Here is a 15122-nt window from a genome sequence, read left to right on the forward strand (position 1 = left end):
GCCGGGAAATCAAAGGGGACGCAGCGACTGAATTAGGGAGCATGAGTAGACAGGCACCTCAGTGGCGAGGTTTGGGAAGTCCAGTGAAGATGGGTGCCTGGCCGCTGCCCTCAGTGGATTCTCCAGGCTCCCCACCTTGGCCTCTTGAGGTGCATGGCCATCGACGGTACCACGGACGCGCCGGGCCGACCGCAGTGAGCCGTGGTCGAATCCGAAATCCTTCGATTTCCCCCTTGTGTCCCGAACCGAAGCTGGCCAGCATTGACGGTTATGCGGGTTCGGCGGGAAAGGGTTACCCTATGAATGAGCGGAGCAGATTCCGACGTGCTGCCCGTACCTCATCGAAACGAGTGCGCCTAACCAGCGGTGACGGGGGCTTCTAGCCCGAGCTCTTCGGGCGCTCCCCGGGTCGAATGCCGTCGGGATGGGCGGGCGGTACCTGAGTCAGACCCTCCACGACTAGGGTTCGTCTCATCGGGGTTCGTACCGTGACTTCAGGGATCCGGTTTCGCGGCCGCGGGGCACGCGGCGAGGCCCGATCGTTCTGGCGATCGGCCCGTGGACGCCGGGGCGTTCCCGGCGAGGTCAATGGCAAGCCTGCCCTCCCGCAGCATCGCGAGGGTCACATGAGGCATCTCATCGCACTCGGATGGGCCACGACCCTGGTCATCGTCCTCGGATCGACGAGTCTCTGGGCCGAGGAGGACAAGAAGCCGGAGGGGAAGGCCCCCGACGCGGCCGCGGGCAAGGATAAGGCCGAACACGGCCGGGGGGCCGAGGGGGAAAAGAAGTTCCGCGACTTCAACGAGGTGACGAAGGACTCCGAGAAGTTTGACGGCCTGTTCACGCTCCACAGGAAGGACGAGCACCTCTACGCCGAGATCAAGGCGGACCAGTTCGAGAAGCCCCTGCTGGTGCCGATCAACATCGCGCGCGGCATGGCGATGGCCGGCGAGCCGCTGAATTTCGGCGACCAGTGGGTCCTGGTCTTCAAGCGGGTCGGCGACAAGGTCCATCTGATCCGCCGTAACGTCCACTACAAGGCGCCGACCGGCTCGGCGGTGGAGCGGGCGGTCCAGCAGAACTACCTCGACTCGGTGCTGCTGGCTCTGCCGATCATCAGCATCAACCACGCGAACAACAACGCCGTGGTGATCGACCTGGCCGACGTCTTCCTGACCGACTTCGCCCAGCTCCAGTTCTTCGGCAGCCTGGATCGCAACCGGACGACCTGGCACAAAATCAAGACGTACCCGAACAACCTCGAGATCGAGGTCGAGGCCACCTACAGCGGCGGCCCCTATTCCTTTGCCTTCTTCGATAACGCCGCCGCCGACCGTCGGGGCAAAACGCTGATCATCCACTACAGCCTGGTCAAGGCGCCCGACGGCGGCTACAAGCCCCGATACGCCGATGACCGGGTCGGCCACTTCCTCGACGCGGCCAAGGACTTCGGCAAGGCCGACCTCGACACCTACTTCGTCCGTCAGGTCAACCGCTGGCGGCTCGAGAAGGTTGACCCGAAGGCCAAGCTGTCGCCGCCCAAGAAGCAGATCATCTGGTATATCGAGGCGACTGTCCCCGAGAAGTATCGCCCGGCCGTCGAGGAGGGCATCCTCGAGTGGAACAAGGCGTTTCAGAAGATCGGCTTCAAGAATGCCATCGCCGTCCGCTGGCAGACGGAGGGCCGCGACGATTTCGACCCCGAGGACATCAACTACTGCACCTTCCGCTGGGGGACCGCCGACGGCGCCGGGGCCTACTCGGGACTGCGGTCCAACCCGTTGACCGGGGAGATGATCGACGGCGACGTTGTCTTCGACGACGGCCTGGTCCGCTACTGGGCGCAGGAGTACGCCTTCATGACCGGCACCGCCCCGACCGCGGCCGGCGACCGCGCCGACGCACCGCTGGCGATGGGCGAGGTGATCAGCCCGATCATGGCGGCCAAGATGGGCTTCGGACTGCCACTGCCGCTGATCGGGCCCCGGTCGTCGGCCGACGGCCTCGCGCCGGGCGTCGAGGCGGTCCCGGCCGGGACCAGCGCCGACCTGCTCCGGCTCCGTCGGCAGATGCTGACGGGGCAGTTCGCCGCCTGCCAGTTCACCACGGGCCTGCGCAGGGAACTGGCCATGGCCGCCCTCACCTTTTCCGCCGCCGGCACCTCCGGGCCCGACGAAAAGCTCTCGGAGGAGGCCCTGAGCCAGTTGATCAAGTACGTTGTCATGCACGAGGTCGGCCATTCTCTCGGCCTGCGGCATAACTTCCACGGCAGCACCATGCTGACGGCCGACGAGATCAACGACCCCGCGATCACGCGGGTCAAAGGACAGTCGGGCAGCGTGATGGACTACAACCCACTCAACATCGCCTCCAAGGGCAAGAAGCAGGGGGACTTCGCCACCACCACGATCGGCCCCTACGACTACTGGGCGATCGAGTATGCCTACAAGCCGATCGACGGCGACGAGGCGGCCGAGTTGAGGAAGATCGCCGCCCGGTCGCCCGACCCCGATCTGGTCTACTCCACTGATGAGGACATGTTCCTTGACCACGACCCGCTCGTGAATGCCTTCGACCTCGGCTCCGACCCGACCCGGTACGCCAGGGACCGGGTCGCGCTGGCCGCCGAATTGATGAAGGGCCTCGACGAGAAGGTGGTCAAGGAGGGAGAGCCGTGGTCCCGCACCCGCCGCGCCTTCTCTCTCTTGCTCTCCCAGTGGGGGGACGCCGCGTACCTGGCCTCGTCGCACGTCGGCGGCCAGTACGTCTCCCGCGACCACCGGCCGGGGGAATCCAAGGAGGACAAGGACAAGGAACGCAAGGAGAAAGACAAGGCCGAGAGCAAGGCGGACAAAAACGAAAAGGAGGCCAAGGCCGAGACGCCCCAGAGGCCCACGCACGACCCCATCACGCCTGTCCCGGGGACCAAGCAGCGCGAGGCGCTGAAGCTTGTGTCCGAACAGATCCTCAGCGACAGGGCGTTCCAGTTCTCACCGGCCCTGCTCCGCAAGCTGGCCAGCGAGCGTTGGTATCACTGGGGCAACGAGAGGCTGTTTTACTATGGGGGCTCGGTCGAATTCCCGATCTATCAGCACATCCTCGGAATCCAGAAGATCGTCCTGGGGCAATGCCTGTCCGCCAACACGCTGTCGCGACTCCAGAATCAGGAACTCCAGGCCGAGCCGAAGACCGAGTCATTGACGATGGCCGAGGTCTTCCGGTCCCTGACCGACGGCATCTGGTCGGAATGTGAGCCGAACGACGCCCGCGGCGGAGCCGTCGCCTGCTCGACGATCCGGCGCAACCTCCAGCGCGAGCACCTCAAGAAGCTGAGCACCCTCGTTCTCGGCCGCAAACGCAGCCCCTACGAGGACCTGTTCGACTACATCTTCTTCTTCGGCACGCCGGAGCCGCCCGCCGACGCCAAGAGCCTGGCGCGGCTGCACATGGAGGAGATCCGCGACCGGATCGGCAAGTTCCTCGACCCGAAAGACTCCAAAGTCGATGAGACGACCCGCGCCCACCTGAAGGAGTGTCGCACCCGGATCAACAAAGTCCTGGATGCGTCCCTCGACCTGAACGAGCCGTGACCCTCCCCGACGGCCGGGGCGTCCCCAGGGACGCCCCTCCCCGCATTGACACCGATCGCGACAACCCTCCACGACCGGCGGGATGTCATCCGCATCAGGGAATCAACAGTGACGGAGCGAATTATCGATGTGGTTTATCATAGAAATTTGACTGCATATCGTTTTCTGGAATTCGCTCCGTCCCGAATGGCATGAAGCCAACGGTAAGGCGAAGCGGTTGTAGAGGTTGAGAAAAGAAGGGCCTCCTGGCACGATGGAGTTGCTTAACGACACCAACGTGCACAAGAGGCCCTCTGATGCATCACCGGATTGATACCATTGTCACGCAGATTCGACAAGACATTGCCCTCCATCTCGCCCCCGAATCCATCCTCACAGCCTGTCGCTCTGTGGGGCATACCTGACGGCAATGCGTGCTCACTCCACCCGCGATTCTCCACTGGTTTGTGATCCAGGTCATCCATGGCAACACCGCCCTGACCCACATCTCGCTGTTCAGCGGTCGCAGCTTTACCGCCACGGCCTACTGTCAGGCGCGTCGTTTCTTGCCCTTGGCGGTCTTCCAGACCGTACTCCGCAACCTGCTCAAGGGGTTGGTTCCGGACACCCAAACCCAAGGCCTGTGGCGCGGCCACCGCACCTGGCTGGTCGATGGTTCGTCGTTCTCCATGCCCGACACTCCGGAGCTTCAGGCCAAGTTCGGTCAGCCCGGCAATCAGTCGCCCGGATGTGGGTTTCCCGTCGCCAAGATCCTGGCGTTGTTCCACGCCGGCACCGGCCTCCTTCTGGATGTCGTCGCAGCGCCGTTACGGACTCACGACATGTCGCAGGTGGGTGGAATCCATCCGACGCTGCAAGCGGACGACATCATGGTCGTTGACCGAGGTCTCAGTTCCTATGCTCATGTTGCGATGTTAAGCCAACGGCTTGTTCACGCGGTATTTCGCATGCATCAGCGTCAGATCGTCGACTTCACGCCGGGGCGGCCGCACTTTCATCTCGGTGAAAAAAACACCCAGAAGGGGCTCCCCCGATCGCGTTGGCTGCGAGGGCTTGGGGTGCTCGATCAAGTCGTCGAATGGTTCAAACCCGTGGATGCTCCCGAGTGGATGACGGCGGAGGAGTACGCGGCGTTGCCGGACACGTTGGTGGTCCGCGAATTGCGATATGATGTGGGCCGTCCGGGGTTCCGGACAAAGTCTGTGACGCTGGTGACGACGCTCCTGGACGCCGAGCTTTACCCGCTGGAGGCGCTAGCAGAACTCTATGGAATGAGATGGCGAGTTGAGCTGAATCTGCGTCACTTGAAGCAGACTATGAAAATGGATGTATTGAAATGTGCGACAGTGGAAGGCGTCCTCAAGGAACTGGCGGCTTATGCAATTGTTTACAATTTGGTATGTCTAGTGATGATGGAGGCGGCGAAACGGCAAAAGGTGGCGGTGGAGCGGATCAGCTTTATCGACGCACTGCGTTGGTTGCTGCAGGCGAAACCGGGAGACGAATTGCCAGAGTTAATCGTCAATCCTGATCGCCCCGATCGCGTCGAACCCCGCGTGAAGAAGCGAAGACCGAAGCAGTACCCGTTGATGAAAAAGCCACGAGCGGAGCTTCGCAACAACCTTATGGGCCAAGGAGTTAACGCTTAGCCTCATGCCATTCCGCTCCGTCCCCTTTGATTGACTCCAGGCGGCATTGGCGAAGAATCGGTGGTATCGGCTGTGGTGACCGCAATGGACGGCGCCCGCGGACTGAATCAGTTCGGTGACGTAGCGATGGCGGAAGGAGAGGCACCACCCCGTGGCGATGGTGACGAAGGTGGCGAAGGTGGGGGCGACGAAGACCGAGCGGAATTGGAGTAGGAGCGAGCGGAACGTAGGGGGTAAGCTGCATGTGCGGCCTCCTTGTGGCGCGGGATCCTGGGTGTTGAGCAACTTCCAGGATACAACCGTGGCCCAAGGAGGACGCAATACTACATGCTTATTCACCCAGCGCGAAAAGTGCGAAACTCGAACTTAGAACACGCCGGGACGTTGAACACCGGCGACGTTAGGGACGAGCGGACGGTCGAGAGGCCCGAACGGATCTGAACCATGCCCGGAACACTTGACCGATCCACCATCCTCCAGCGGCTCGCCGATCTCGACCGTCGAGATCAGCGGCGGAAAGTGTTCGGGGCGGCGTCCCATCAGTACAAGCTGAATCCGCCGCTACCCGTCTCCGTGATCGAGGCGTTCGAGGAACGCCACGGGGTCTCGCTGCCCGAGGACTACCGGCTCTTCATGACCGAGATCGGCAACGGCGGGGCCGGACCCTATTACGGCATCCTCCCCTTCGGCAAAGACGACGACGACCGTGACTGGGAAGGCGGCGGCCTGGTCGGCGACCCGTCGAAGCCGTTCCCGCACACGACCGCCTGGAACCTGCCCGAGTCGTTCTGGGGTGGCGAGCCCGACCCACCACCGGGCACGACGCTGGAAGAGGAGGACCGGCTGATGGAGGCATGGGACCGAGAGTTGGAGGCGCATTACTGGAACCCGGCGATCATGGGTGGAGCGATCCCGATCTGCCACAAGGGCTGTGCGCTGCGGCAATGGCTGGTGATCCACGGCGAGCAGCGGGGCTTCGTCTGGGACGACCTCCGGGCGGACAACGCCGGGATCGCTCCCGTCCTCGACGAGTCGGGTGAGCCGGTGACGTTCGCCGACTGGTATATGAGCTGGCTCGACTCCTCTCTCCGAAAGGCAAGTGAAACGCCCTGGTCGACCGTCAACCCTCTCTGGCGGCGAATCCGGCGGCGCTTTGGTCGGAACTGACCTCGGCCACATCGGACATGCCATCAGCCTACGGCGGAAGAAACGTCGAGCCATCAGCCTACGGCGGAAGAAACGTCGAGATGACCTCGGCGGTTCCCATGTGTCCAGCCATTGTTCCTGTTCGGCGGGCGTTGGCCAGCCCGCAGTGATCGCTGTGGCGGCAGGTACACCCGATCAGGACGTGATTCCTGGCTCCGGCCTCACCTTCCTGCCTCCCGCCGGAGAGCCGTCCGCAGTTCCAGCGGGCAATCGGTCAGGACGGCGTCGATGCCCACAGCGACCGCCTGCTGCCAATTCGCCGGGAGGTTGTCGGCGACCGTCGGACCGGCAAGGAACGCCCGTTTCCTGGCACGATGGACCGCCTCCATCTGCACCGACGACGGCAGATACCGGAGATAGACCCAATCGGTGTGGAGCGCTGCCAGCGCCATGGGGAACTCAGCGGCGTTGTTGGCAACGGCAGCCGTGTGGGCTTTACTCGAAGCTCGTTTGAGCCGGTCCCGAACCTGGGCCTCCGAGATGGTATTCCCGATGAACAGGAGCCGGTCCAAGACCTCGTGTTGCTCGGCCAGACGCACGACATCCAGTTCCACGTTCTCGGCTTTGAGATCGACGGCCACCAGCACGTCGTGGCGACGGTACTCGGCAACCAGCTTGAGGACTTCCTCGACGGTCGGCACCTTCTCACCCGCAAACCTCGGATCGAACCACTTGCCGGCGTCAAGCTGGCGGATCTGCTCCAGCGTCATCTCGGAGGCGGTGCCGGTTCCGTTGGTCGTTCGATCCACGGTCTCGTCGTGGATGCACACGAGGTGTCCGTCCTTGGTGCGCCGCACATCGAACTCGAAGCCGAGCCGCAGTTCGAGGCAAGCCCGGAAGTTGGCCAGCGTGTTCTCGGGAGCGTGCTGAAGCAGGCCCCGATGAGCGACGATCAAGGTTTGCTCCCGCCCGGCTGCGAACGAGTTCGCAGGAACGACGAGTAGCCAAAGTGCCGGAAGCAGGAAACTGCGGAGTGCGGTCATCACCGATTCGCCTTCCGGTAACTCTTGAGTTCGTCATCGAGGAAGCCCTTCGCCTCGTGTCCAGAGATTATCCTCCATTCACTTGGAGTGCCACTTCTATAAGATATGAGTTCAGCCGTTCCCTGAACGGCTTCCCGCTGATCTTGGCTTCCCAGGTGCTCGGGAGCTTCACAAGCCGCTTCATCTTGTCGTAGGAGAGCCTGGCCTCGGCCAGCGTCTTCAGAGTCGGCAGGACTACTTCTTCGAAGAAACCGTCCATCCTGTCGGCGACCTGATGGTCGAACGACTCGGCCGTGATCGTGATCTTCTTTTTCTCTTCCGCAGCGTCATTGTCGGCCCAGTGGTCGTACTTGTGTGGGGAGAGCAAAGGGGACGGAGCGAATTCTTGTTAAAAACGAACACGTGCTTGATTCTCGTCGCAATATTCTGGAATTCACTCCGTCCCCTCTTCTTCCCCCGGATCGTCGGTCGGCGCCACCCTGTTAGGTGAGGCAATCACATGGTGAACCCCATTCCCGCCAGGTATCAACGAACTGGCTCGAGCAAGATTGTTGGTTGCCTGGTTTATCTGGTGGTTACACCGTTCGTCGCGCTGTTCCTGGCCCTCTTCCTCGCAGTGCCACTCATGTACTCGCTCGAAACCCTCGGACTGTCCAGGGATCGTGCCAGTGCACCGTTCCTGGTGCTACTGCCGTTGATCGGGGTCGGCGTGGTCGCATGGAGTTATCGGGATTATCGCCGACGGGCGGCGCTCGAGGTTGTGATCGATCGGGATCGGGTGACAATCGGCAAAGACTCGCGTCGGACTGTCCTGCGCTTCGAGGATGTGGTCTCAACTCGCCTGGTTCCTACCAGGATCGACTTTGCCTGCGTCCTCGTATCTCGATCAGGTCAAGCCCTACGATTGCCGGCGGAGATCGCCCCATTCTCGCTGGTTCGCGAGCCGTTGGAGGTGACGCTGATCCCCGAGATGGTGCGGCGACTGGACGAGAGGATTGCCCGCGGTGAAGCCGTAACGCTTCGCATCCCTTCGGCCCGGATCCTCGTAATGATGTGTCGAGGGTTCGGGGCTCTGCTCATGAGCGTGTTAATGCTGGTCAATCCCTGGAGGATCCCCATGGGGCTCCTCGTCATGCGGCACGCAATCACGGTGATTCGGCAGTCATGGCTGGGGATTCGCGGCGGCCTGATCATTGATCGCGAGGGCCTGCGTCATTTCTCGGATGCCCCCGCGACACCCATGTCCTGGGATCGTCTGGAGCGGATTCGGAGCGATCCCATCGGTCTGGTGCTTCGATCAAGAGAGAGGCAAGTTTTTGCCCTTTCTTCTCTGACGGATGATTTCTGGCCTGCTTTGCGCTGGATCAATGCGAGGGTCCGATGAGGAGTCCTCGCCTGACGTTACAGCGGTTGGTGTTCGGCTGGCGCACGAAAAAAGGGGACAGGCACCCGGCCGCTCCGTGGATCAGACGGTGCCAAGGGACCCGCGGGCCGGGAGCCAGTCCCCTTTTTCCTTCGTCGTACGCAGCCCGTTGGCAAACCGCTGTAATATCGCCGGCTTCCCGTCTCGCTGAGCGCCGTGGGCGTCGGGCTGCTCCGATTCCCCTCCGTCGTAGCAGGGGTCGGAAGCCGTATGGGTCAAACAAGGGGGACGGAGCAAATTGTTGGTCCGAGCTAACAAATAACCCAATCTGAGTGTGGTTTTCTGAAATTCGCTCCGTCCCATTTGTTGAATCCAGATCGGGTATGCGAGGTCGATGCGCTGAGCGAGATGACATAGTCGCCGGCCGCGACGAGTCGTCGGGATGCCGTCACGAGGAGTCGGAACCCGCAACGGAATCCGCGGATTCGCGACGTCGATTTCGGGTCGTTCAGCCGCAAGCCATGTGGCAGGGTTCGGGAACCCCGGCACGGCGTTCCATGTCTTGCTCGGGCGGCAGCTCGACGTAGACGTCGTCGCCTTCGACCCGGACTTGGAAGACCTCGACCCGGTACGACTCGCCGCTCAAGCAGGCGCCTGATTCGAGCGAGAAGGTCTTCTTGTGCAGGGGGCAGGCGACCTTGGGGACGCCTTGCTGATCGCCAAGGATACCCCGCGAGAGGACGGCCTCGCGTTTGTGGGGACAAGTGTTCTGGCAGGCGTACCAGGTGCCCTGGGAGTCGAACCGGAACACGGCGACCTCCGCCGCCCCGTGCTTGATCGTGCGCCCGCCGTCGACGGGGAAGTCGCTCACCGACCCGACGTGGACCCAGCGAAGGCCGGGCTCGTCGGTCGGGGTCATCGGTTCGATGGGCTGCCGGCCCCCGAGTTGATCGATGGGCACGAAGTCCGACGGCCAGTCGGCGGGCCGCTGCTGGCCGCGCTCCGACACGAACTCGATGCCGGACACGGCCTCGTCGGTGTTGGCGAACTGCTGGAAGAACCGCCGCTTCTCCGGGTCGTCGACGACGGCCTTCCACTCGCACTGGTACGAATCAACGAGTGCCTGCATCTGCCGCTCGAGCTCGTCGGCGATACCGAGACGGTCATTGATGATCACAGCCCGCAGGAAGTCGATTCCGCCCTCGAGGTTCTCGAGCCAGACCGACGTCCGGGTCAACCGGTCGGCCGTGCGGATGTAGTACATGAGGAACCGGTCGAGATAGCGGAGCGCGGTGTCTTCGTCGAGGTCGGAGGCGAGCAGGTCGGCGTGCCGCGGCCGGGCCCCGCCGTTGCCGCAGACATAGAGGTTGTAGCCCTTCTCGGTGGCGATCAGGCCGAAGTCCTTGCTCTGGGCCTCGGCGCACTCGCGGACGCACCCCGAGACGGCCCCCTTCAGCTTGTGCGGGGAGCGAAGCCCGCGGTAGCGTAGTTCGACCCGGATGGCGAACCCGACCGAGTCCTGGACGCCGAACCGGCACCAGGACGAGCCGACGCAGCTCTTGACCGTCCGCAGCGACTTGCCGTACGCGTGTCCGCTCTCGAACCCGGCCGCGACGAGGTCGGACCAGATCTCGGGGAGCTGGTGGACCGGCGCCCCGAAGAGGTCGATGCGCTGGCCGCCCGTGATCTTGGTGTAGAGGCCGTATTTCCGGGCGACCTCGCCCAGGACGATCAGCTTCTCCGGCGTGATCTCGCCGCCAGGGACGCGCGGGACCACGGAGTACAGGCCGCCGCGCTGGATGTTGGCGAGGAACCGGTCGTTGCTGTCCTGCAAGGTCGCGTGGGCCGGGTCGAGGACGTTCTCGTTCCAGAGGCTCGCCAGGATCGAGGCCACCGTCGGCTTGCAGACCTCGCATCCGTGCCCCTGGCCGTGCGCGGCGATCAGGGCGTCGAACGTCTTGATCTCCTTGATGAGGGCGATCTGGTAGAGCTCCTGGCGGCTGTGCGGAAAGTGCTCACAGAGGCGGTTGTCGACCCGAGCGCCCGTCGCCTGGAGCTCCGCCTTGAGCAGGTCGGCGACGCGCGGCAGACAGCCGCCGCAGCCGGTGCCGGCCTGGGTGCAGGCCTTCACCTGGGCGACGGTGGAAAGCTTCTGGTCGCGGACCGCCTCGCGGATCCGACGCTCGCCGACGTTGTTGCACGAGCAGACCTGGGCGTCGACCTCGCCGCCGCAGGCGGAGCCCCGGCCCGCCGACAGGAGGTCGCCGGGAAGGATCGTGAGCGGCTGGTCGCTCTTGAACAGGCCGAGCAAGACGCCGTAGTCCGAGGCATCACCCACCAGGACGCCCCCCAGCAGGCGGGTGCCCTCGGGGTCGAAGAGGAGCTTCTTGTAAACGCCCCCGAACGGGTCCTCGTAGGTCAACGCTTTCGCCCCGCCGGTCTCGGCGAAGGGGTCGCCGAAGCTGGCGACGTCCACGCCCATCAGCTTCAACTTGGTCGACATGTCGAAGCCACCAAATGTCCGCGTCTCCCCCGTGAGGTTCGCCGCGGCAACGTCGGCCATCTCGTACCCAGGGGCGACCAGTCCATAGACCATGTTCCGGTGTAAGGCGACCTCACCGACGGCGAGGATGTCCGGATCGGAGGTGCGGAGCGCGTCATCGACGACAACCCCGCCACGCGGGCCGACCTCCAGGCCACAGTCACGGGCCAGCTCGTCGCGGGGCCGGATGCCCGCCGAGATCACGACCATGTCGACATCGAGCTGCCCGCCATCAGTGAACGCCAGCCCTTCCACCTTGCCGTTGCCGAGGAACTCACGCGTGCTCTTGCCCAGGTGGACCCGGACGTTCATCGCATTGATCTTGTCGAGCAGCGTCTTCGACCCCGCGTCGTCGACCTGACGGGGCATCAGCCGGGGGGCGAACTCGACGACGTGGGTCTCCAGCCCGAGGTCGCGGACCGCCTTCGCGGCCTCGAGGCCGAGCAAGCCACCCCCCACGACCGCCACGGACGCCGCCTTCCCGGCGTAGGCGAGAATCTGCTCGAGATCCTCGATGGTCCGATAAACGAACACCCCCTTCTTGTTGACGCCGGGGACCGCCGGCACGAACGGCGCCGAGCCCGTCGCCAGGACGAGAGTGTCGTAGCTGACCTCGCGGCCCTTGGCCGAGACGACCACTCGACGCTCGCGGTCGATGGCCGACGCGCGGTCTCCCACGTGCAGCGTGATCCCCTTCTCGAGGTACCAGGTCTCGCAGGCCAGCTTCAGGTGTTCGGCGTCGCGGCGTTCGAAATATTTCGATAGGTTGACGCGATCGTAGGCCGGCCGTCGCTCTTCGCAGAACGTCACGACTTCGTAAGAGCGGTCGGTGTCGTAGGCCGCCAGTCGTTCACAGAACCGGTGACCGACCATGCCGTTGCCTACCACCACCACGGTCTTTCGCTCGTGTCCCATCGCGATCATCGTCGGTCCCTTGTGCTGGTTGGTGGCCAATGAGCGTTCGATGCGTCGGAGTGATAGGAAACGTCTCGTCCCGCGTCGGGTCGGGTCGACCCGCACCGCGCAGGCCTTGTCGGCCGGTCGGCGCGATTCCAGGCCGAGCGCTGCGAGGGTCAACGGGTTGATCGAGACGTTGTGCCTTCGGAGGAAACCCTGACCAGCCGGCACGGTCGGTGTGGCGAACGCACACACCCGGACCGACCTCCGCCACCACGCAAGGACCAACCGGTCCCTGGCCTCCGAGGACCGCCGCTGGGGCGAGACCGGCGACCTGACGTCGTTGGCGATGCTCCCTTAAGGCAGGCTCCGTACCACGACCGACGGCATTTCGAGCCGAGGAGCCGTTTTTCCGCTGATAAGGCGACTTGAGCTTCGGCCCAGCCCCAACCCAGCTTCGGGAAACCGAAGGAATCCCGCGATTGGTCGCGGTCGGGACCAGGGCACTCCCGCCCAATCCTTACGCCTAGCTGCCATCAGAACAGGCACTTTTTTCGTGAGTCGACGTGAATCGGTCGCGCTAATTTCAAGGAGCTTCGAGATCAAGGCGGACCAATGACAGGGGGCTGGGACGCGCCTGACTTCGCCACTTCGATCGAGAGCCGGAGCGCGACCCGGCAGATGTGACCTCGATCCCGTGATGATCTAGCTGCATCAAGATGAGAGGAGGGAACTTCCGACTCCGGAAACGGTCGGTGGCCAGGCACCTATCGAGGGTAAGTTGGGGGATCTGAAAAATCCATCGAAGGTGACGGCCGAACCCGTTCCTCCCGACGTCAACGCGATCGGCCATGGCACCATCATAGGCCTAACAATTCCCGTAGGGTGGGCACGGCCCACCCTCTTAATCTCTGCTTTGGCAAGGAGATAGGGATGGTGGGCCGTGCCCACCCTACGGGAGAAATCGGATTCTGGCCGTCGATCAATTGCAAATCGTTGATAAGTTCATAACGGGTTAGGCGAAGCTTTACACCCATCTTCACTGAACCGCCCAGACCACACCACTTAAAAGCACAACACAAACATAACGATATTTCAATTAAGCTGAACCGTTACCGCGTCGTGTCAAGCGTGCCCAAATCTGGGGCGGCCTGGACACGCTCTGCGATCGTGTAATTGCGGTATGCGGTATTGTCCGGCGGCTGAAGGCGGGCTATCAAGAAGAATTCCAGTGCCGGAGCCAGGAAATACCAGCCATGCTCGAACGGGATGACATCCGTCCAATGGCGGTTTACATGTTCGTCGTGGCTCCAGATGCGAGCGTCGAACGTATTCATCGCCAAGCCGACGTACCGAAGTTGTTCCTCGGCGTTGAATATCAAATAAACGCCATATCCTGAGCAGATCTTGAACTCTTGCTTGCGACGGAGGTACTCCTCATATGACCAGCCAATGTCATTCGCATGGATGATCTTCAGCCGTGGAGCGTCGGCGGCCAAGTAGGTCTCAAAGGCTCGGAGCAATGGGATGACCGGCGACCATCGCGCTGGCGGAATTTCTTCTGCCACCTCAGCCCCCCTTAGCCCTGTTTGGTTCGTCACTCCAAGCATTTCTCTCCCAAAGTTCGCCTCACCCTCCCATCGGCATGAACCGATCGAGGTCTTCGCCCTTGGCGACGACCGTGACGCCATCTTCGGTGACGGTCAGGCCGCGGGCGAGGTCGGCGGCGCGGTTCCAGCCGATGTCGAAGCCGGGGGGAATCTTGACGTCCTTGTCGATGATCGCCTTGCGGATCCGGGCGTGGCGACCGACTTCAACGTTTTCGAAGAGAATCGAGTCTTCAACCAGGGCGTAGCTGTTGATCCGAACTCCCGGCGAGAGGATGCTCCGGTAGACTTGTCCCCCCGAAACGATGGCCCCCTGGCAGACGATCGAGTTGAGCGCAGCGCCCCGGCGATCGGGGTCGGAGTGGACGAACTTCGGGGGGGGCATCGGCGGCTGATAGGTGTGGATCGGCCAGTTGCGGTCGTAGAGGTTGAGGATCGGGTCGACCTGGATCAGGTCCATGCTCGTCTGGAAGAAGGCGTCGAGCGTACCGACATCGCGCCAGTAGGCGGCCTGCTTGCGGTTCTCATCGCGGAACGGGTAAGCGAAGACTCGTGAGTCGGCGAGCATGCCCGGGATGATGTCCTTGCCGAAGTCGTGCGAGCTGGCTTCTTTCTTGGCGGCGTCCTGAAAGAGGAGTTCGTACATCACGTCGGTGGCGAAGACGTAGATGCCCATTGAGGCCAAGCTCATGTCCGGGTTCCCGGGCATCCCCGGGGGGTCTTTCGGCTTTTCGAGGAAGCTACGGACCCGGCCGGAGGCGTCGACGTCGATCACCCCGAACTCGCGGGCCTGGGCTCGAGGCACGGGCAGGCAAGCGATCGTCAGGTCGGCGCGACGTTCGCGGTGGAACGCGATCATCTCGGCATAGTTCATCTTGTAGATGTGGTCGCCGGCCAGAATCAGAGTGTCGCGAGGCGCGGCCTTCTCGATCGTATACACGTTCTGGTAGATCGCGTCGGCCGTCCCCTGATACCACATCTCGGCGATCCGCTGCTGCGGCGGAATGACCTCGATGTATTCGTCGAGCTCGCGGCAGAGAAACTTCCAGCCCTGGTCGAGGTGCCGGCTCAGGCTAACGGCCTTGTACTGTGTCAGGATGAGAATCTTGCGGACATCCGAGTTCAAGCAGTTGGACAGCGTGAAGTCGATGATCCGGTAGATCCCACCAAAGGGTACGGCCGGTTTGGCCCGATCGCGCGTCAGGGGTTCAAGGCGAGTCCCGCGCCCCCCGGCGAGGACGATGGCCAAAACATCACGATGCACCAGGTTGCCTCCGTTCCG

Annotated in this window: 9 protein-coding genes; 4 read left to right on the forward strand and 5 right to left on the reverse strand. The window is 63.0% G+C overall.

The genetic code is table 11. The features are described 5' to 3' along the window. The first annotated feature begins 626 nt into the window (after positions 1-626). The 3 genes from V5E97_RS04180 (at position 627) to V5E97_RS04190 (ending at position 6409) form a co-directional block, all read left to right on the forward strand. Positions 627-3593: a zinc-dependent metalloprotease gene (locus V5E97_RS04180; RefSeq protein WP_406698026.1), complete on the forward strand. Its 2967-nt coding sequence runs from the start codon at positions 627-629 to the stop codon at positions 3591-3593. Positions 3594-4039: 446 nt separating this feature from the next. After that, positions 4040-5242 (forward strand): IS4 family transposase, encoded by a 1203-nt coding sequence (locus V5E97_RS04185; protein ID WP_406698027.1) that lies wholly within the window; start codon positions 4040-4042, stop codon positions 5240-5242. A 444-nt stretch (positions 5243-5686) separates the two neighbouring features. Next, on the forward strand, positions 5687-6409 hold the full coding sequence (locus V5E97_RS04190) for an SMI1/KNR4 family protein (RefSeq protein ID WP_406698028.1): 723 nt from the start codon (positions 5687-5689) through the stop codon (positions 6407-6409). Positions 6410-6609: 200 nt separating this feature from the next. Here the strand turns inward: V5E97_RS04190 and V5E97_RS04195 are convergent, their stop codons facing one another. Both V5E97_RS04195 and V5E97_RS04200 read right to left on the reverse strand, forming a co-directional pair. Further along, a complete protein-coding gene (locus V5E97_RS04195; protein ID WP_406698029.1) occupies positions 6610-7431 on the reverse strand; it encodes a glycerophosphodiester phosphodiesterase in 822 nt (273 codons plus the stop codon). Between the two features lie 67 nt (positions 7432-7498). Further along, positions 7499-7798 (reverse strand): hypothetical protein, encoded by a 300-nt coding sequence (locus V5E97_RS04200; RefSeq protein ID WP_406698030.1) that lies wholly within the window; start codon positions 7796-7798, stop codon positions 7499-7501. Between the two features lie 132 nt (positions 7799-7930). Between V5E97_RS04200 and V5E97_RS04205 the strand changes: the two genes are divergently transcribed. Beyond that, the gene (locus tag V5E97_RS04205; RefSeq protein WP_406698031.1) at positions 7931-8815 is read left to right on the forward strand and encodes a hypothetical protein; all 885 of its coding nucleotides are present in this window, start codon (positions 7931-7933) and stop codon (positions 8813-8815) included. A gap of 487 nt (positions 8816-9302) precedes the next feature. Here V5E97_RS04205 and nirB read toward each other — a convergent pair whose 3' ends face one another. The 3 genes from nirB to glgC all read right to left on the reverse strand — a co-directional run bounded on the left by nirB (position 9303) and on the right by glgC (position 15104). After that, complete coding sequence (gene nirB / locus V5E97_RS04210) at positions 9303-12488, reverse strand: nitrite reductase large subunit NirB (RefSeq protein ID WP_406698032.1); 3186 nt, start codon at positions 12486-12488, stop codon at positions 9303-9305. A gap of 857 nt (positions 12489-13345) precedes the next feature. Then, a complete protein-coding gene (locus V5E97_RS04215; protein WP_406698033.1) occupies positions 13346-13801 on the reverse strand; it encodes a GIY-YIG nuclease family protein in 456 nt (151 codons plus the stop codon). A gap of 61 nt (positions 13802-13862) precedes the next feature. After that, entirely contained in the window at positions 13863-15104 is a 1242-nt protein-coding gene (gene glgC, locus V5E97_RS04220) for a glucose-1-phosphate adenylyltransferase (protein ID WP_406698034.1), read from the reverse strand. Between the last annotated feature and the right edge of the window lie 18 nt (positions 15105-15122).

This window comes from Singulisphaera photorubra (assembly GCF_045290345.1).
GTDB lineage: Bacteria > Planctomycetota > Planctomycetia > Isosphaerales > Isosphaeraceae > Singulisphaera.

Coding starts and splice junctions, on each gene's coding strand:
- V5E97_RS04180 (WP_406698026.1), top strand. CDS start 627: ATGAGGCATCTCATCGCACTCGGATGGGCCACGACCCTGGTCATCGTC.
- V5E97_RS04190 (WP_406698028.1), top strand. CDS start 5,687: ATGCCCGGAACACTTGACCGATCCACCATCCTCCAGCGGCTCGCCGAT.
- V5E97_RS04195 (WP_406698029.1), bottom strand. CDS start 7,431: ATGACCGCACTCCGCAGTTTCCTGCTTCCGGCACTTTGGCTACTCGTC.
- V5E97_RS04205 (WP_406698031.1), top strand. CDS start 7,931: ATGGTGAACCCCATTCCCGCCAGGTATCAACGAACTGGCTCGAGCAAG.